This is a genomic window from Photorhabdus antumapuensis (genome assembly GCF_020387775.1).
GTDB lineage: Bacteria > Pseudomonadota > Gammaproteobacteria > Enterobacterales > Enterobacteriaceae > Photorhabdus > Photorhabdus antumapuensis.
In genome coordinates this window covers 1-17,822 of the sequence record NZ_JAHZMK010000035.1, presented here as the reverse complement: position 1 = coordinate 17,822, position 17,822 = coordinate 1, and the positions used below count along the sequence as shown (strand labels likewise).

The 17,822-nt window shown below is 34.1% G+C and carries 15 protein-coding genes and 2 pseudogenes; 10 read left to right on the top strand and 7 right to left on the bottom strand.

The window, feature by feature from the left end; genetic code table 11:
- The 5 genes from KZ793_RS14885 to KZ793_RS14865 all read left to right on the top strand — a co-directional run.
- Window positions 1-188, top strand: a 188-nt coding sequence (locus KZ793_RS14885; RefSeq protein ID WP_225816059.1) for a hypothetical protein, incomplete at its 5' end; no start/stop codon positions are given.
- A 3-nt stretch (window positions 189-191) separates the two neighbouring features.
- Window positions 192-365: a type II toxin-antitoxin system HicA family toxin gene (locus tag KZ793_RS14880; protein ID WP_225816061.1), complete on the top strand. Its 174-nt coding sequence runs from the start codon at window positions 192-194 to the stop codon at window positions 363-365.
- A gap of 24 nt (window positions 366-389) precedes the next feature.
- The gene (locus KZ793_RS14875) at window positions 390-818 is read left to right on the top strand and encodes a type II toxin-antitoxin system HicB family antitoxin (RefSeq protein ID WP_225816058.1); all 429 of its coding nucleotides are present in this window, start codon (window positions 390-392) and stop codon (window positions 816-818) included.
- Window positions 819-1,707: 889 nt separating this feature from the next.
- On the top strand, window positions 1,708-2,100 hold the full coding sequence (locus KZ793_RS14870; protein ID WP_255619379.1) for a hypothetical protein: 393 nt from the start codon (window positions 1,708-1,710) through the stop codon (window positions 2,098-2,100).
- A 732-nt stretch (window positions 2,101-2,832) separates the two neighbouring features.
- The gene (locus tag KZ793_RS14865; RefSeq protein ID WP_225816057.1) at window positions 2,833-3,405 is read left to right on the top strand and encodes a serine O-acetyltransferase; all 573 of its coding nucleotides are present in this window, start codon (window positions 2,833-2,835) and stop codon (window positions 3,403-3,405) included.
- Window positions 3,406-4,048: 643 nt separating this feature from the next.
- Here the strand turns inward: KZ793_RS14865 and KZ793_RS14860 are convergent.
- Window positions 4,049-4,294 carry a hypothetical protein gene (locus KZ793_RS14860; protein WP_225816056.1) on the bottom strand — a complete coding sequence of 82 codons (246 nt, stop codon included), beginning with the start codon at window positions 4,292-4,294 and terminating at the stop codon, window positions 4,049-4,051.
- A 953-nt stretch (window positions 4,295-5,247) separates the two neighbouring features.
- Between KZ793_RS14860 and KZ793_RS14855 the strand changes: the two genes are divergently transcribed.
- The gene (locus KZ793_RS14855; RefSeq protein WP_225816055.1) at window positions 5,248-6,243 is read left to right on the top strand and encodes a glycosyltransferase family 2 protein; all 996 of its coding nucleotides are present in this window, start codon (window positions 5,248-5,250) and stop codon (window positions 6,241-6,243) included.
- Between the two features lie 27 nt (window positions 6,244-6,270).
- A complete protein-coding gene (locus tag KZ793_RS14850) occupies window positions 6,271-7,170 on the top strand; it encodes a glycosyltransferase family 2 protein (protein ID WP_225816054.1) in 900 nt (299 codons plus the stop codon).
- A 341-nt stretch (window positions 7,171-7,511) separates the two neighbouring features.
- Here the strand turns inward: KZ793_RS14850 and KZ793_RS22920 are convergent.
- Both KZ793_RS22920 and KZ793_RS14840 read right to left on the bottom strand, forming a co-directional pair.
- A pseudogene (locus KZ793_RS22920) lies at window positions 7,512-8,413 on the bottom strand (GNAT family N-acetyltransferase).
- Window positions 8,414-9,162: 749 nt separating this feature from the next.
- On the bottom strand, window positions 9,163-9,903 hold the full coding sequence (locus KZ793_RS14840; RefSeq protein WP_225816053.1) for a glycosyltransferase family 25 protein: 741 nt from the start codon (window positions 9,901-9,903) through the stop codon (window positions 9,163-9,165).
- Window positions 9,904-10,049: 146 nt separating this feature from the next.
- Here KZ793_RS14840 and KZ793_RS14835 point away from each other — a divergent pair, with 146 nt between their 5' ends.
- Window positions 10,050-10,448, top strand: coding sequence for a hypothetical protein (locus KZ793_RS14835; protein ID WP_225816052.1), 399 nt, complete (start codon window positions 10,050-10,052; stop codon window positions 10,446-10,448).
- Window positions 10,449-10,588: 140 nt separating this feature from the next.
- Window positions 10,589-11,220: pseudogene (locus tag KZ793_RS14830) on the top strand (tail fiber assembly protein).
- Here KZ793_RS14830 and KZ793_RS14825 read toward each other — a convergent pair.
- Window positions 11,188-12,093, bottom strand: a complete 906-nt coding sequence (locus tag KZ793_RS14825; protein ID WP_225816051.1) for an antimicrobial resistance protein Mig-14 — start codon at window positions 12,091-12,093, stop codon at window positions 11,188-11,190. The pseudogene KZ793_RS14830 and the gene KZ793_RS14825 sit on opposite strands and share 33 nt — an antisense overlap.
- Before the next feature lie 100 nt (window positions 12,094-12,193).
- A complete protein-coding gene (locus tag KZ793_RS14820) occupies window positions 12,194-13,744 on the bottom strand; it encodes a phosphoethanolamine transferase (RefSeq protein WP_225816050.1) in 1,551 nt (516 codons plus the stop codon).
- 1,474 nt (window positions 13,745-15,218) lie between these two features.
- Between KZ793_RS14820 and KZ793_RS14815 the strand changes: the two genes are divergently transcribed.
- Window positions 15,219-16,163 carry a glycosyltransferase gene (locus KZ793_RS14815; RefSeq protein WP_225816049.1) on the top strand — a complete coding sequence of 315 codons (945 nt, stop codon included), beginning with the start codon at window positions 15,219-15,221 and terminating at the stop codon, window positions 16,161-16,163.
- Between the two features lie 895 nt (window positions 16,164-17,058).
- On the opposite strand, the gene KZ793_RS14810 is transcribed toward KZ793_RS14815, so the two are convergent.
- A complete protein-coding gene (locus KZ793_RS14810; RefSeq protein WP_225816048.1) occupies window positions 17,059-17,487 on the bottom strand; it encodes a type II toxin-antitoxin system HicB family antitoxin in 429 nt (142 codons plus the stop codon).
- Complete coding sequence (locus KZ793_RS14805; protein WP_225816047.1) at window positions 17,472-17,648, bottom strand: type II toxin-antitoxin system HicA family toxin; 177 nt, start codon at window positions 17,646-17,648, stop codon at window positions 17,472-17,474. Before KZ793_RS14805 ends, KZ793_RS14810 begins: the two co-directional genes overlap by 16 nt.
- Between the last annotated feature and the right edge of the window lie 174 nt (window positions 17,649-17,822).

Here is a 17,822-nt window from a genome sequence, read left to right as displayed (position 1 = left end):
GCTCAGAAATTTCATCACAATGTCCTTCAAGCAACAACGCTCTGAATTCTGGAGGTAGACCTACCGTAACGCTATATTTTGCAACATCACGTATTAACGAATTTCTTACCCATAGTTCACTTGAAATAAATAAATTTACTTTGTATGTATGCGTGCATATGTTGATGTCAGGTTGGGAGGATATATAATCAATTGACCTGATAAAAGAGCTGACTGCCGTTGGATGTGAACTTAGAAGGCATAACGGAGGTAGTCACCAAATTTGGTGGTCACCTATAACCGGAAAGACATTCCCGGTCCCGCATCCTAAAAAAGATCTGCCTATCGGCACCGTCAAATCTATAAAGAAAATGGCGGGGATTTAATCCCCGCCGACTTTGGAGGTCATCATGTTTTTCTCAGTAGGTGTTGAGTTGCCGAAAGATGAAAACACCGCGTATGGTCTAGTTATTCCTGCGCTATGTGCCGAAAGTTATGGCTGTTTTTCTGCCGCTGATAATAAAGAAGACATTGCGATAATGGCGCATGAGGTTATCTTGCTAACAGTAGAAGATATGGTCGCAAATAATAGAGCAGTTGAACGTATTCAGGATGCTGGCTATCTGGTTTATGCGAAAAACACAGAATATCAATATGTTGATAGCTGGTTTGTTATCGACGTTGATTTGTCTGAATTTTCCGGCAAGCAGCAGCGTATTAATATCTCACTGCCTGATACGCTCATTCAACGTATTGATAATCGTTTCAAAGAAAGTCCGGCACAATATCGAGACCGAAGTCACTTTTTAGCAGAAGCTGCAAAACATGAATTCAGCTAATACTAGGGCCCGGATGCGCGCTTGGTATTAAAAAGTACTCAATTGATGCCGTTTTTGTAAATCCCTACGATATCGGTATGAATATAAAGCTCGAATCATAGACTCCGTACTGTTTTGGTGGATATGTGGTTCCGTCGGCCGGTCCATGCTTAGTAAAGATTAGAGTAACTGACAGATGAAAGTTAAGGATATTCCATTTTCGAAGGTAAGGAAGTAAGTCCTCTCATCTCCCTGAAGCTCAGGCTACTTATGACAGCGGCTAAGCAGAAGCTTTACGAGCTAATCCAAAGCATAAAATAGAAGGCAGTATTAGCAGTTCACAGTTAGCCAAACGACTGGGAATTACCCCACTGTAGATAGTTAAACTTTACCATCTCACTTATCATCGGTACCATAGGGAATGTCCGGCTAACATTTAATACGCCCATGAAAAATAGAGATCAGCTATGAGGTATATTGCAGAACCATATAAGCCTGGGCCTCAACCAAACATAATGACCGCTACGACCACCAGAAAGAAAAATGGGAGATTGTGGAATTGTGTGAAAGGAGGATTTTGGGGTATAAGTGGGTTGATAATAAGATGACCAACAAACTGAATCAGCTACACTACTTACAAAGAAACTACATTCAGCTTTTAAGATAACAAATGATACCTAAGAAAATTCACTATGTATAGGTTGGTAATCAACCAAAGTCCGAACTAATATTGAGATGTATCGAAAGTTGGAAGAAATACCTTCCAGACTATGAAATTATCGAATGGAACAACGAAAAATTCGAAAAAATCAAACATGCATACTCAGAACAAGCTTATCAGAATAGAAAATAGGCGTTTGTTTCTGACTATATCAGGCTTTATGCGCTTTATCATGAAGGCGGCATCTATTTGGATTCTGATGTTGAAGTCACAAACAATCTAGATCAATTTCTTCATTTAGACTTTTTTAGTGGTTATGAGAATTATGGAGGTCATTATTACCCAATTACAGCTATCATGGGTGACAAAGCAGGAAACTCCATCATTGTTGATTTATTAAGTTACTACAAAGACGCTAATTTTGAAACGTCAAATGGCTTGGATCTTGAAACAAATACAGCCCGTATCAGTCGATATTTCTCTGAAAAATTTGGGCTTCAAGAGCCTTATGATGGTTCTCAGGCAACACAATTACATGATAAATCAATAAGTTATCCATCATATTATTTCTGCACACCAGAGCACGAATTAGAAAATTTTTCAATTCATTTGTTTAATGGTTCCTGCTTTTTAAAGTATTAAACGAGGCTAGATATGGTGAAAATCAGGTATTTCCCCATATCAATAAATAACCATATAGTTAAGTTATAGTGATAGCGTACCACGATGGGAACTAACCATCCAAGTTATCAAAGTAGTAAATCAGACTTTTTAGCCCTCTCACAAAACTTTTCCCAATCACGCTTTGGTTTGGTGGGGAAGATTGAGATAGATATTATCAAATTGGATGGGACGCATTTGGGACAAACATCGAAAGATCACCAAGAGTAACCATAGGTACCTTCGGTAAGGTGGGACGTATGAGCGCTGATAAATGCGGTAGTTGGTTAATTTACAATGTGACTCTATTCACTTCTAAGCCGCAGGCCACAGATTCGAATCCTATAGGGATATAAATTGAAGGCATTATTAGGTTCAATCAAAATGGATGCTCCCAGATGAAGTTAAAGATCTTTTGAAATTTCATTAGATTAGTGACGCTTAGTTCTTTACATTACTTTGAGATGTATACTTGTGTAAACGCACCGTAGTATTCGTCTGGAACATACAGTGCGCTGCTGTTGCAGCGTGTCGCGTAAATTGAAAAAGTGCGTCATTTGATGATAAAATTCCCGTGCTGCGTTTTTCATCAAAATATATGGGTTTACTTTAGTGTAAAGGGAAACTGTTAGAATTTGGACGTGAGCAGCTATGATTGAGCTATTTAAATAGGACTGATGTTTGTATACTCATCACGAATTACTGGAGGATATTATGGATAAGTACAGCTATTCTAGCATTGAACATTTAAAACGTTGTCTGATGGTAGAAGTGGTATGTTCTGATATAAAAAAATTCACTTGGGGCAGAGCGATACGGCGTACATGGCAATATCCTAAAAGGAGATTCAACTTCTGGTGGCGAATTGCTAATTATCTTTACTTATCTAATAAAAACCCCAAATTAGCAGAATATATAAATAACAAGCTAAGATCTAAATATGGCTGCGATATCGGCCTTGGTGCTCAGATCGGAGTAGGACTGAGCATATATCACTATGTTGGGCTAGTAATAACTAATAGAGCAATTATCGGAGAAAACTTTAAAGTAAGACAGAATACCACTATTGGTGTGCAATCTACTTATAATGATGGTGGTGTTACTATAGGTGATAATGTTACTATAGGTGCAAATGTTTGTATTATTGGAAACTATATTACCATTGGTAATAATGTATTGATTGGCGCCATGTCTTTCATTAACAAGAACATTTCATCAAATTCGGTATGTTATACTCCTAAACCTGAAAATATTAGAATAAATACAAAAAACACATCTCTTCTTTAAAGAGATTTCTATAAATTCTCAAGCAGGCGGATTTGACTAATAAGTGCATTTTTCAGGAAGGGTGGTCAGTTGCTATAGTAGCCATCTTTCTCGCAAAAGGAAAATGCACTGTGACCTATAAACGCTAAATTCATTTCTTTGATTTCAGATTCAGCACCTTTAATCAAAGTAGGTAACTCTCTTCTTTTCAAATCGAAGTATCAGATCAAGCCTCAACTAATACATCTAGTTATTTTCGCTATATTAACTTCATTTAAAAGTGTGGATAAATTTTCAATTTATCTTTTACAAAAATAAAGAGCTAAACAGCCTTTTCTTCTATAATAACAAATACTCTTCAGTAAACTCCGCATCCAATGACCAGATGATATACATTACAGTTCCATTGTTTGCAAGTTTGTAATGCAAAATTCCTCCCATAAGAACACTTTGCATAACTTCAATGTTATCCTGAGGAGGTGTAATAATAGGAACGAACTTTCCCTATTGTTTATTTTTAACAAATAATGTTGAACCGCGAACGTCCCGACTAAATGTAATAGTGCATCCCTCTAGCCCAGCTCTTCCTACTCTAACCCAACTGGTGTTCGCTCCATTCTTCCAATACCTTTCATCACTTTCCCTTTTAATATAACTTTCTCCTCTAACTGCATAATCCCCACGCAGGCTGATACTTACCATCAAATTCCCCTTTCGTATAGCTTTCCCTGCGAACAGCACAGTTGTCTATAGGTTGTACCCCCACATCCCTTGCATTCAAACTCACGTCACCTGCCAGCGCCTTCCCATTAATCTTACGACTACTCGGCACAGCATTATTAGCCTTTTTAATCGCTTCCACTAAATCAATGTTCTTAGGCGCATGAATGCACCTAGTGTTAAAAAGCACTCAATTGACGCCGTTTTGTAAGGCTCGAATCATAAGCTCCTCACTGTTTTAATTGATATGTAATTCCACCCGAAGGCCCATGCTTAGTAAAGATTTGAGTAACTGACGGATGAAAGTTAAAGGTGTTCCATTTTTAGAAGTAAGGGGAAGCCTTCTCATCCCTCAGAAGCTTAGGCCACTTATGAAGTAAATAAACAGGAAGAGATGCTTTACGAGTTAATTCCAAGAATGAAACAGAAAGCAGGTATAATAGTTCTTAGTTAGCTGAATGACTGTGAATTACCCCACCGGAGGTAGTTAAACTTTATCATCCCACTTATCATCAATACCATAGGGAATGTTCAACGAACATTTAATACACCTATATGTGTATATGTGAGATTTCTGGTTCTGGGAAAATATATTTTATAACAATACGTTAGGGTAAAATCAAAAGATAGTAGAGAAGTAGTTTCATTTAGAATAGATATTATTCATTAATTGTTAGGAATAAAAGCGATTTTGATTTAAAATAGCCGTATCGGTTTTGATTGCCCATCAATCTCATAGTGACGATGTAAAGGACATCAAAGCAGTGAGTGAACTAGAATTTGTATACATATCAGCTCCTATCGCCTTGTCTTATGTATTTTAAAAATAAGAAAGGAAAACCTGGAAAGCATCTAAGGTACAAGAAGTTATGTAAGAAAAATGGCTAAATTATCTACCTTTGAATTTCATAAAGGAGCAGGGTATTGTTTTTCTGAATGCACCATTATGGTACAGGGTTATGTTTTTAATGGATAAATATCTAAAGATTTCGATAAACAAATTATTTTATCATGGATGTGGTATTTTCCCGGAATATGTAACCAAATTAATTTATAAAAACAGGTCAAAAAACAAGCTTGATTTAAATCATAGACAACCAAGTTAATTAATTTTTTTAATTATACAACATAGTAAGATGAAATATGTTACATAGAGAACCAGCTATATCAGTAATAATGTCTGTTTTCAACGGACAAGAATTCCTGCTTGAAGCTATAAATTCTATTTTAGAACAAACGTTTAAAGATTATGAATTCATCATAGTTAACGATGCTTCAACTGATAAAACTTCCAATATACTTTCAGAGTTTGCTGTTAAAGACAAAAGAATAAAGATAATTAATAATGCCAAAAATATGGGATTGGCTCGCTCACTAAATATTGCGATATCAGAAGCAAAAGGTAACTTTATTGCCAGGATGGATGCTGATGATTATTCATATCCAGATAGGCTATTAACACAATATCAATATATGAGTAAACACTCAGATACTATTGTTTGTGGAACATCAATGAGAACATATGAAGAACTTAGAAATAAAGTTCCTCCTCTGAGACATGAAGAAATAATTTCAAGCATTGTATTCGATTGCCCATTCTATCATCCTACTGTGATGATTCGAAAAGATATTTTACTAAAATCAGGTATAATCTATCCTGAAAATTATGAAAAAGCACAAGATTATGGGCTATGGACTGAATTATTTTTAACTTCAATTAATAATAATTATAAGTTTATTAATTTACCCGATACATTATTGAAATATAGAACACACCCAAATAAAAATAGAAATGAATACTTTAATGAACAAGAATATTATGCTGCAAAATCCCAACTTAAATTAACACATGCACTAGGCATTGATATTGACATTGAAAATATTATAAAAATAAACTCTTCAAAAAAACTATCATCAAATGAAGTTATTTATTTAAATAGTATATTTAAAACCATGATAAATAAACTCAACATTTCTTTACCGGTCGAGTGTAAAAAGCACATTCAAAAAATTTACATAGCAAAAAAATTCAAATTATATTCCCGGACTAATACTAGTGACTTATTGGGTTTTTTTCTAAAAATATATTCTAGATTTTTATATTTAGTAAATAGGAAAAAAATAAAGTCAGTACTGTAATATTATAAAGTACGATGGAGAACTACTATGAAATCTATATTATCTATTATTGTTACTGCACACAACTTCGAACCATTTATTTCTAAATGTTTGACTAGCATTCAGAAATGTATTGAGACATATTCTAATGATATAGAAATCATATTGATAGATGATAAATCAACTGATAACACATCTAATATCATGATGGACTTTTCCAATTTAGTAAAATCTTCTAAGTATCTTAGAACTGAATTTGGAAATATAGGAAAGGTAAGAAACTACGCCATACAAAACTGCAATGGTCAATATATAACATTTATTGATGGAGATGATACTTTGCCTACATTTGACATAAACCAAGTGATAGGCTTCTTAGTGTCAAATGAAGTTGACATTCTAATATCCAGGATTAATGATGTAAAAAAAGACTCTGACTACATAGATAAATCAATTTTTTCATCATCAACAAAGTTGATACAGCACAAAGCTATACAAGAATTTTTAATTCATAAGAAGTTCCAAGCGCATTTATGTAGTAAATTTTTTAGCAGAAAATTATTTAATAATCTAAAAATCCCTGAAATTTCATGCTATGAAGATGCACTTATATTTCCTGATTTATTGCAAAGAAGCAGGAATATCTATATAATAAATTCTGTATTTTATAATTATATAAAGCGTAACGACAGCCTATCAAGCAATATTACTAACCAGAAAGTTGATATTATGGCTGATATAATTTTATGTATGAATAATAAATTTGGTGATAAATATCAAAATATTGTTGCAACCCATGCTATTGAACATCTTTTAAAGAACGGAGACATATTATCCTCTGAGAAGAAATCAGCTCTTAAAGCTCTAATCAAAAATATAAGTAAATTCTCCTTTTTTATCGATCCAAACGTGAGATTTAGTTTTAAGAAGAAACTACTGAAATTGTAAAAAGAAGGATATGCATAGCATAGCCCTAATCATAATTTTTTTATTCTGTTCTATACTAACTTATCAACTTAACATATGAATTAATAATTGTAATCACTGTATTGGTACCAGAGTTTCCTATCTTGTCTGAAATTGTATGGTTATGTAGTTCTACTAATATAGTCACCAGTGTGCACACACATACTGTTAGTATTAGCATTGACACTCATTCTATTTTCGGAACAATAACTAATATAGGTTAAAAAACTGCAATAAACATAACAAATTAATATATCAAGTTGATGAGTTGGTATAGAAGTATATGGCATTAATAATTACTGCCCTATTTATGGGCAGAATTATTATGGGAAAAGTAATCGACCAACGCTTTCTCTGATACACCAGCGGTCTTTATATTCGTAGGTAGGTTTTCCAAATGAAAACCGCATTGCCTTATTTTCTTCGTTACATTTGCTCCACGCATTTTGCGTGTTCAACCACATCATTATAGTTCCTACAGACAATTTGGCTAACTCTGTATTTAACCCAATATTTATGCAATCAAAAGTTGACCATTTTGGATTATCTGATTTCATTATTCGCTGAAATGCTGCTGGTTTCCCTTGATAAAAAAGGATACTACCAAACACCATACTGCAAAATTTTTGGATGAATTTTATGTTTTCTTCTCTTTGACCTGGATATACACATCTGAGCATCTTGAAAAGTTCAAAATAAATATCTACTAATTCAGAGGCACTATATTCACGTTGGTCTATTATCTCTCCCCTTGCTCAAGGAATCGTCTAACTTCTCTTTTGCTTGAGTTTTTCGTACTGGATGACATCATCTCTGGATTCTTTGCTAAACAAATTTGTCGCCTGGCATTCAATTTGTAAGTAACATTCATAATAGAGCTTGCGTTTATTTCTGATATAATTTTACTTTTAAAAGGAAGTAAGCTTTTTTTCTCAGTAGATAAAAGCAAAATTAATTCATCTTTTGGTACAGGCAAATTCAGGTGTTTAGTAATTTCGGAAGTGAGACAATCATTAGCCAGATATCTATTGTGCCATACACATAAGGCTCCCGTGAGCTCACCACTCCCATTAGTTCTCACAAAGAATCGTTCTCTACATTCTGCGTGTGAGTGCAAATAACCAAGTACATCACGGTGAGTTGAAAAATTGCCGCCAAACTTTTTATAACAATAACGGTATTCAGGCTCCCCAGCCTCTGACCACCCTGAAAAATTAGTCTTTATGTTTAGAATATTTAATGATGCTACCTCTATATAAATCTAAAATGGATTATAATTATGCTAATCTCCATCTTCCATGGTGATAAATACCGCACATGTCAAATGTTTCCAACGACATATTAGACTGTTTATGGTTATAAAGCCACCGCTATTCGGCGGCAAACATACTATGTATTAGCAGAAATTTAGGTAATTTGTGTCAATTAAGGACCAAACAACCTTGTAATTATTTTAGTTGCTCTTGCTATATTGTGCCGGACTTTCTTTGACACGATTATCAATACGTTGAATAAGCGTATCAGGCAATGAGATATTAGTACGCTGCTACTTTTCCGGAAAACTCAGATAAATCAATATCAATAACAAACCAGCTATCAACATATTGATATTCTGTGTTTTTTGTATAAACCAGATAGCCAGCATCCTGAATGTGTTCAACTGAGCTATTATTTGCGACCATATTTTCTTACTGACACGACAGGAAATCATATCCATAGCGGTAGAATAGCCAAAGGAGATGGAAGCCGAGATACTATAGCTGGTGGCTGGGGGGATTTGATTAGATCAGGAAATGTTATAGATGCTGCGGGTGCACATAGTCATAGTGTGTGGATTGGTTCACATAACCATTCATTTAGTGGTATAACATCAAGTACAGGTGGTGACTCATCCATTAACATAACTAACTAATATATTATGCTAATGGGATAGTATAGTGCTGTTTGATTTAGGGTGACCTTAGTTATTTCAGACTAAGGTCTAACTTTCCTAAGCCAAGGGCGAATAGAAACTCGCCATAAAGCTAGCTTTATTTGCGTAAAGATGGATCTTTTTCTATTCTTTTCGTCAAATTTTGTTAATGAATATATTCTCTCTCCGATTGATGAATTTAAGGGATGAGATGAGACATTAACAACTGGGGGAATAACACCTTTTAGTTTGATAACACCTTGTTCTCTTAACATCTTCCATTCATCAGCAACAAATCTTACAGGCAGCAAGTATTGATATAATTTTTTTGCTGCGGCTAAATTCAATACATACCCATAAGTGCCTGCTGCATCAATTACACTTACAATATTATAATTATCAGTAAGAGGCTTTTTGAATGAATCGAAATATTCATTAGTCGTATTTAGCAAAAAAACATAGGGGGTTGAACTTAAAGCCATGGGATGGTTTTCCAGAGATGATAATACTGTGGTTAGATGTTCGTTGAAACTCACGTCATCTTCTAAGATAAGAGATAAGGGGATTCTATTGTCTATGATTTTTTTGTATGTATTTAAATGGCTCAGTGAACACCCAGCTTCACCTAGTGTGAGTGTCATATCATTAAAGTTAGGGCAATACTTCCAGAGTTGTTCCTTGCTCAGATCTTTTCCATACACTGCGGTTACAAATTCAGCATCAAGATTTATTTTTTGTAGTTGTTCTTGTATCAATTTCTTTCGTTCCACATCTTTCTTCAGATTAATGACAAACGTTTTCATAATACACTCTATGATTTAACTCTATTTAATAGCAGGCTACCATATGGAGCAATCCTTGGACAAGTGGCTAAATTTGCAAAAAAATATCAACTAGAATTTTGTATCATTACTGATACACCACCAACAAACTGAATTTTATTGTCACAATGCTCCCTATACACGCGATTATTGAAAATGTCGGTTTAGTGGAAACCGTGGCATTGGCGAAAAGTGCCGTGCCGAGCAGTCGGAAAATTAATGGTAAAGCACTCACCGAGGATGTGAGGGCGTTTAAACTCGGATTAAGAGGAACATATTCTGTTAATAATCAAGTCCCTTGGAACGTGAATACGAGGTTATATGATTTGCAGCGTCCTGGGGACAGCCAGCTTGTTGCTCACTTTTGTAACGGAATTGGAAGTTGTCCGGCATTTCAGCTAAAAGTGCATTACAAAAATGGAGGGATTGCTTATCGTTCAGCTCGTGATAGTTATGGGTTTGAGAAAGATTGGCCAGAGCTGGCAACAATTGAACAACGCCGGTTATTGGGTGATCTGCTTGGATGAAAATACCCAAATGCTCCAGGAAATGAATATACAGACGTCTGGCAAAAACGGATTCTCTTTGATGCTTCACGAGTTGTCCCTGTTGCTTCAGAGAACAGACCTCGCAACATTGCATTTAACTACATAGTGAGAGCAGCATAATGAATACACAAAAATACTCCTTAGAATATGAGACCACCATATTGGGTAAAGATGGGTTGGCAGAAAAAGCGGGCTGGCTGACAATCTACCATACAGCACCTCATTCAAGGGAATTTATCGGCACGACACCAGAATATCTGATGAAAGGGATAGGAATACCGGCCAGTTCCTACACAGATGCGCCAACATTGCCCAAATCCGATTCTATGTCTGTCAGGCGCACAGTAGATGGAAATCACTGGGAAATTGTACCCGATTACTGCGGAAAAATAGCTTACAACACACAAACTCGCTTACCGCAAGAAATTACTGATCTGGGTGAATTACCCGGAACTCTGACATTCAAACAACCTGCGACTCATTTTGATAGATGGGATGGCTCGAAGTGGGTGACTGATAAAGCGGCAATAAGGATAGTGAGGTTGAGCAGGCGGAACAACTGCGTGGCACACTGAGCAAACAAGCTAATGAAACCATTACATTATTCCAATATGCCGTTGATGCTGAATTGGCTTCGGAAGAGGAACAAGCACTGTTACTTGAATGGAAAAAGTATCTGGTATTGCTCAACCGTGTTGATACTTCACTCTTTTTAATTTTACAGGCTCAATATTCTGCCAATTGGTTGTAGGTTACACCATCTGAGTTTATATTCTCTGGATGGACAGCCGAAGGAATACCTGGCATTCTCATATTGAGAATAAGCTTTTTCTATATTGCTCCAAATTAGCAAAGAGCCAATAGAGTGCTTTTGCAATTCATCTGATGTATCCATGCCTGCTTGGATAAACTCAAAGATAGTGTGTTCAGAAGTAAATGTCTTTGTAATAAAATGAAATGCACAGGGTTCATCTTTATAAAATAGTATATTACCCCATATAAGAGGTTGGATTAGTTCAAATAATTTTTGGGTTAGTTCTCTATCCACGGAACAAGAACCCCACCTTTTCTCAGTAAGAGAAAAATAAATATCTGCTATTTCTCTTGGGCTGAAAGATTCACAATCAGCAATTTTTCCTCCAATTTTTAGAAAGCGTTTCAATCGGTCTTTATATTTTTTTTGGGATTTTATCGGTATTTCTCCGTTACTTAATTCTTTAGCAATGCAAATTTTTCTATTGGCGTTGAATGTATATGTCGAATTCATGATGTTTTTTCTATTTAAAGGAGATATAAATTTTGATTTAATAGGTAATAAAAATTTATATTCCAGAGAAGCAGGGATGATTAATTCATCATTAGGAATAGCTATAGGGATATGTTTTGATAATGGAGCAGAAGGATCATTTGCTAGGAACCTTCCCCCCCATACGCATATGGCAGCAGTCAATATCCCATTAGAAGCTTTCTGTACATAGTACTTTTCATCACATTTGAAATGTTTATGAATGAAATCTAAAACAATCGGGTGTGTTGCTAACCCTCCGCCGTACATACTGTAGCATTTACTATAATCATCAATGCTAGCTTCTTTCCACCCAAACAGAGATAGTAATGTTTTCATCTAAATTTTTTATCCATTAAATAGTTCATAATATAACGTTAACATATCTATAAATCAGATATAACATATATCCTGCTTACATTATTCATAATATAAAAACTCATTCAGGAATTTTATCTTCTGGTAATGAGCTATATTTCATGACTTTATTACTAAAGTTCAGAACATCATCTTGGTTTTCACATGTTTCATTAGACAATATTTTACAATTCTCAGGTATTGTAGACTCTTTAATACCTGTCCACTCTGAAAATAGTGTTAAGAAGTTCATTGAATTGCGTTGAGCGTTAATAATATTACGAGATGTATCATCGCAAGATGTAATAAACATAGGAACCTGATAATCTTGCTTATATTTATCATTATGAGCAAGCCTCATCTTCTTAGTATCTTTCTCAAAGAAAGATACTCCGTGATCAGCAAAATACATCAAAGACCAGCTCTTCTCATTTTTCTGTATTTCATCAGTAATTATTGATAGCAAATCATCGGTGTTTTCAATATTCTGTATATAGCAAGAAACTTGTTCTGACTTAAAAAACACCTTGTATTCATAATTTGTTCTGGTACAAGCAGGGGAGTGAGAACCCATTAAATGGATAACAATTAGCTTCTTTTCTTTCTTATCCTCTAAGGCTTTTTTCACAATCGGTATTATATTTGTATCTAGCATATTTATGTTAAGACCAGAACTGGACTCACCTTTTTTAATAAATAATGGAGAATCAGCTCTTGCACCCATACTGGCAACTGGGGTATCAAATATCCCCATAGAACCTTGATTTGATATCCAGTAAGTATAAAAGCCAGCTTTTTTTGCTAATGTAACAATATTATTGCTTAAAATATTTTTACCATCTTTGACCATTGCTAATGAATTTTCCAGTGATATTTGGGTTGATGGACCTGCTGAAATATAATTTGTAAAAAGCGTCCCATTGGCAGTGCTCATAAAAGGTGTATTATGTATCGGGAATCCATACGCATTCATAAAATCTCTACGTACACTTTCTCCAATCACAACAATATAGGTACTATATTTGGACTTTGCCGATACTGTTCCCAATGAATCCTTTTCACTTAGTATTTGTTGCATTTTTTTATGTTCACTTTTTACCCTTATAAAGTTGATAGTAGCATCTTTGACTGCTCTAATTTCAGGAAGTCCAGAGTCAAGAATATTGAACTCCTTACCTTGTATAAAAGCTTTTAAAGGGTGATGTATTGTAGTAATTAATGCAAAAGAAAATAGAAGAACATTAACATTTCTATGTAAATTAATGCTTACTTTCAGAGATAACAAACAAAAGATCAAGATAAATGTACTAAAAAGATAGTGTTCAGTTGGAATAGAAGAGATGAATTCACTAGCCTCTTGTTCATTTGTATAGAATAACGAAAGAATTGAGTTGAAGTTTGGTGAACCGTATGTAAGCCCGATAGGGGCATAAACGAGAGCTGCTATACCAAGAAAGATAAGCAGGGGCCTATAAACCACAGTGACCTTGTTTAGCAATAGGAAAATAAAGAATATAGCGAATACATACGCTATTTTTAAGCGATAACCTAAAGCTATATGAGCTAAAAGGCAAAAAATGAAGAGTGCAACAACTGGTAATAGCTTGATTAAGTGGTTTTTTGTAAGTTTCATATTTATCTATCAATAGAGCATCATGTAATAGTAAAACGCAGTTTAGCTTTCGAAAAGCAGGAAAAACGGAGGTTCGATTTCTTCATCCATCCGGATTTTCTATCAATACTATACTATGTATTTTTCGTCATGTGAATTAAGATTAATTTTTATTCATGATTTAAACCTGAATAATTTAATTATACCCGCATAAAGCATAAGTATTAATAAAGCCTCCCAACGTAGGAGAATACATATAATATAGCACATGTTAATAAATCACAGTAGAAAGAGAAAATAAACAAGATAATTCTTAAATGTACACATATTTAATTCTTACCGTATTTATTCCTATTGAATATTTAAAAACTGGATTATTAAGGATAGTTGTGAACTAATGAGTTGTAGAAGATTTTGTAAAAAAGGAATGATTACCCTGCCTATATTGATTTCCTGTAAATTGAAAACAATCGGGTAAATATTATCATATTCCACTCGACTACTTAATTATTAATTAAATCCCATGATGAAGACATTAGGCAATATGGCCAGAATTAAAACATTACTTGTGGAGTTTCAATATACAAACCAAGTCATAATGAGCAAGAGCATCTCTGTTAATCTTGATTTCCATGCAAGAAGCCATCGGTGGCTAGCGGCTTAAGTTTCTTTTTATCCATAATTTTCCTGTCTCTGCTATTGGAAGGAATATATCAAAAACAGGCAATCACACGATCTAAATCACAGTCCAAAGTAGATATCTGGTTCTAGTTTTTTGCTGATAATTTCATGATCCTAAAATTTCAAACCGTTATAAAATTTATTTTAAGATAAAATCTTGTATATTTATTTTTTGGCTGATTTTTTATATGGCATGGTGCATTTTTCTATGTTGGGAAGTGTGAAAAGATGTCTATATTCTATATATAGCAACTGATGTTCTAAAAAATTGCTCTTACTTACAGTTGAATCCAATCTATATATAAGTTTTCCTATAGTTAAAGTATTCCGGTTTAAAAAACTATTCTCAGATAATTTTGATTCACATGATGAAAAATATATTGTATAGTGATAATAGTAGAATCCATTAAATATAGAAATTGAGTTTTAGTCTCATATGCTCTTTAAAAATTAAACAAGTTCGATGTGCTTTATGGGTCTCTTCCCACTGTCATTGGTATGGCAACTTTCGTTAACATTGCTACTTTATCTATACGGTGCATCTATTACTAGTATGTAAGGCAAATGCTGATTCTTCCTGATTTACGAAACTTGGTAAATATCATTGTAGGTAGTTCAGTTACCAGTATAATGTTTTTATAAACAGAGGTAACGAAAAGGTAAAATTTAATAGTAATATTTTAGCTCGTGAAAACAATAAAGAAGTGATCCTTAAAGTACGTCTCAAATTATGGTTTTTCTTCGAAGAGGGAATATCAAAGTGGGATTATTATTTGAAGATCATTTAAGACAATAATATAAGGGGTTATTATCTATGACTACTGAAACTAACGATATTTATGGTTGTGTTTCAAAGAAATTATCAATTGTGGTAGCTGCACATAATCTAGAACAATTGATTTTCAAATGCGTAAGTACCATAAAGCGTGTTTTATCTGACTGTGATCCTAAAGAGTATGAAGTTCTTCTGATAGATGACAGTTCTTCTGATTCGACTTCATCAATCTTAAAAAAATTCTCAGAGGAAGATGAATCCTTTATTTATATAAGAAAAGAGTTTAGGAGTTTAGGTAAAGTAAAAAAATATGCAGTAGAAGTAAGCCATGGAGAATATATAACTTTTGTTGATGGCGATGATTTTTTGTCTGATTTTTCCATGAGAGAAATTTTAGACTTTTTGACATCGAAAAAACCAGACATATTTATCAGTGGGTTAAATGAAGTAAGAAAAGATTCAGATATAATAGAAAAGTCAAGATTATTGTTTCCAATAGAAATTCATAGAGATACGGCGATAAAAGAGTTTTTAATTCATAAGAAATTTCAGGCACATTCATGTGGGAAATTTTTTAAGCGAGAATTATTTCATGGAAATAATTTTCCCGAGGTTTCTTGTTATGAAGACGCTCTGTCATTCCCTCCAATTTTAGTTAAGTGCAATAATATTTATTATACTGAGATGAAATACTATAACTACATAAAGAGAGAAGACAGTTTATCTAATTCTATTAGTCAAATTAAAATAAATACAATGGCAGAGGTCATTTTAATAACTGATAAAAATTTCGGTAGAAAATTCAGAAACCTTACAGCTTGTCATGCTATAGAGCTTATTTATAAATATGGAGATAAGCTGTCAAAAGAATATTCTGATTCTGTCCATAAGATAGTAAAAGACCTTTCAATATTAAGTTTTATGTTAGATCATAATGTTAGATTTAGTTTTAAAAGGAAATTTCTAAAAATAAGAAATAAATAAAATTTCAAATGGTGGAAAAATCTACGTTTTCTTACATTAAAATAGGTATTAGCATCCAAGTTGTAATTAATAAATTAGGTTGTATAATTCCGCTACACATGGTTTTCTTCAACCAATTATTATATATGGAGTTATATGTTATGTAACGTGTAGCACTATTTTGGAAAGTTATTTATATTACCATCGTAGAGATGGTGCTTTTCTGACGAATAAATACAATAATAATATTAATTTCCCAGTAATCTTATTAGTGCCTGAGCTGTAATGTAGGTGTAATAGTATTGTCAAGATATTTTGGAGTATTAGAAGTGCTTTATTATTGCAATAAATTTCGATATTAGCCATTTGAAATTTCACGATTTATCCTATTCAGATTCCTTCCCAATATTGCCAGGCGAAAGAATGAAAAGTTTTATCATCAACTTAGAATAGGATATCGAACGAAGATATTCTATTCTACAGCAAGCATCATCCTTAGAATTAGATGTTGAAATAGCCAAAGCAATAAATTGAAAACAGTTCTTTAAAGACGAAATAATGAAACTCAGTTGTTCATAGTTATTCTGTCAATGGAACAACATCTAATATGAGTGATGGAACCACAATTAACGTTACGAACGCATTCATTAAGTTAATGGGGTGGTATGGAACTATGTGATTCAGAAAAAACTATCAAAGTTGAATCATGGTTAGTTTTTGGGTCATGATGCCAATAGTTAGTTGTTGTGTTATGCTTCACTTTACTAAGTATGGGCCTTCGGGAGGAATCATATATCAACTAAAACGGTGAGGAGCTTATGATTTCATCTTTACATTCATACCAATATCGTAGGGATTTATAAAAACGGCATCAATTGAGTGCTTTTTAACACCAGACGCATCCATGCATCTGGTGTTAACTAAGTTCATTCCTTGCAGCTTCTGCTAAAAAGTGACTTCGGTCTCGATATTGTGCCGGACTTTCTTTGACACGATTATCAATACGCTGAATGAGCATATCAGGCAATGAGATATTAATACGCTGTTGCTTTCCGGAAAATTCAGACAAATCAACGTCGATGACAAACCAGCTATCAACATATTGATATTCTGTGTTTTTCGCATAAACCAGATAGCCAGCATCTTGAATATGTTCAACTGCTCTATTATTTGCGACCATATCTTCTACTGTTAGCAAGATAGCCTCACGCGCCATTATCGCGATGTCTTCTTTATTATCAGCGGCAGAAAAACAGCCATAACTTTCGGCACATAGCGCAGGAATAACTAGACCATACGCGGTGTTTTCATCTTTCGGCAACTCAACACCTACTGAGAAAAACATGATGACCTCCAAAGTATTACAGATTTGGCAGTATCGATAGGTAGATCTTTTTTAGGATACAAAACCGGGAGTATCTTTCCGGTTATTGGTGACTCCTTCCGTAGCCTTCTAAGCTCGCATCCAACGGAAATCAGCTCTTTTATCAGGTCAGTTGATTTCATATATCCTCCCAACCTGACATCAACATACGCACGCATACACATAAAGTAAATTTATTTATCTCAAGTGAACTATAGGTAAGAGAATTGGCTAATGCGCAATTTTGCAAAATATAGCGTTATGGTCGGTCTACAGAGAGCGACTACTTGAGATGCATTGTGATGAAATTTCTGAGC

Excerpts from the sequence above, each read along its gene's own strand:
- KZ793_RS14875 (WP_225816058.1), top strand. The coding sequence starts at position 390 with ATGTTTTTCTCAGTAGGTGTTGAGTTGCCGAAAGATGAAAACACCGCG.
- KZ793_RS14865 (WP_225816057.1), top strand. The coding sequence starts at position 2,833 with ATGGATAAGTACAGCTATTCTAGCATTGAACATTTAAAACGTTGTCTG.
- KZ793_RS14855 (WP_225816055.1), top strand. The coding sequence starts at position 5,248 with ATGTTACATAGAGAACCAGCTATATCAGTAATAATGTCTGTTTTCAAC.
- KZ793_RS14850 (WP_225816054.1), top strand. The coding sequence starts at position 6,271 with ATGAAATCTATATTATCTATTATTGTTACTGCACACAACTTCGAACCA.
- KZ793_RS14840 (WP_225816053.1), bottom strand. The coding sequence starts at position 9,903 with ATGAAAACGTTTGTCATTAATCTGAAGAAAGATGTGGAACGAAAGAAA.
- KZ793_RS14835 (WP_225816052.1), top strand. The coding sequence starts at position 10,050 with ATGCTCCCTATACACGCGATTATTGAAAATGTCGGTTTAGTGGAAACC.
- KZ793_RS14825 (WP_225816051.1), bottom strand. The coding sequence starts at position 12,093 with ATGAAAACATTACTATCTCTGTTTGGGTGGAAAGAAGCTAGCATTGAT.
- KZ793_RS14820 (WP_225816050.1), bottom strand. The coding sequence starts at position 13,744 with ATGAAACTTACAAAAAACCACTTAATCAAGCTATTACCAGTTGTTGCA.
- KZ793_RS14815 (WP_225816049.1), top strand. The coding sequence starts at position 15,219 with ATGACTACTGAAACTAACGATATTTATGGTTGTGTTTCAAAGAAATTA.
- KZ793_RS14810 (WP_225816048.1), bottom strand. The coding sequence starts at position 17,487 with ATGTTTTTCTCAGTAGGTGTTGAGTTGCCGAAAGATGAAAACACCGCG.
- KZ793_RS14805 (WP_225816047.1), bottom strand. The coding sequence starts at position 17,648 with ATGAAATCAACTGACCTGATAAAAGAGCTGATTTCCGTTGGATGCGAG.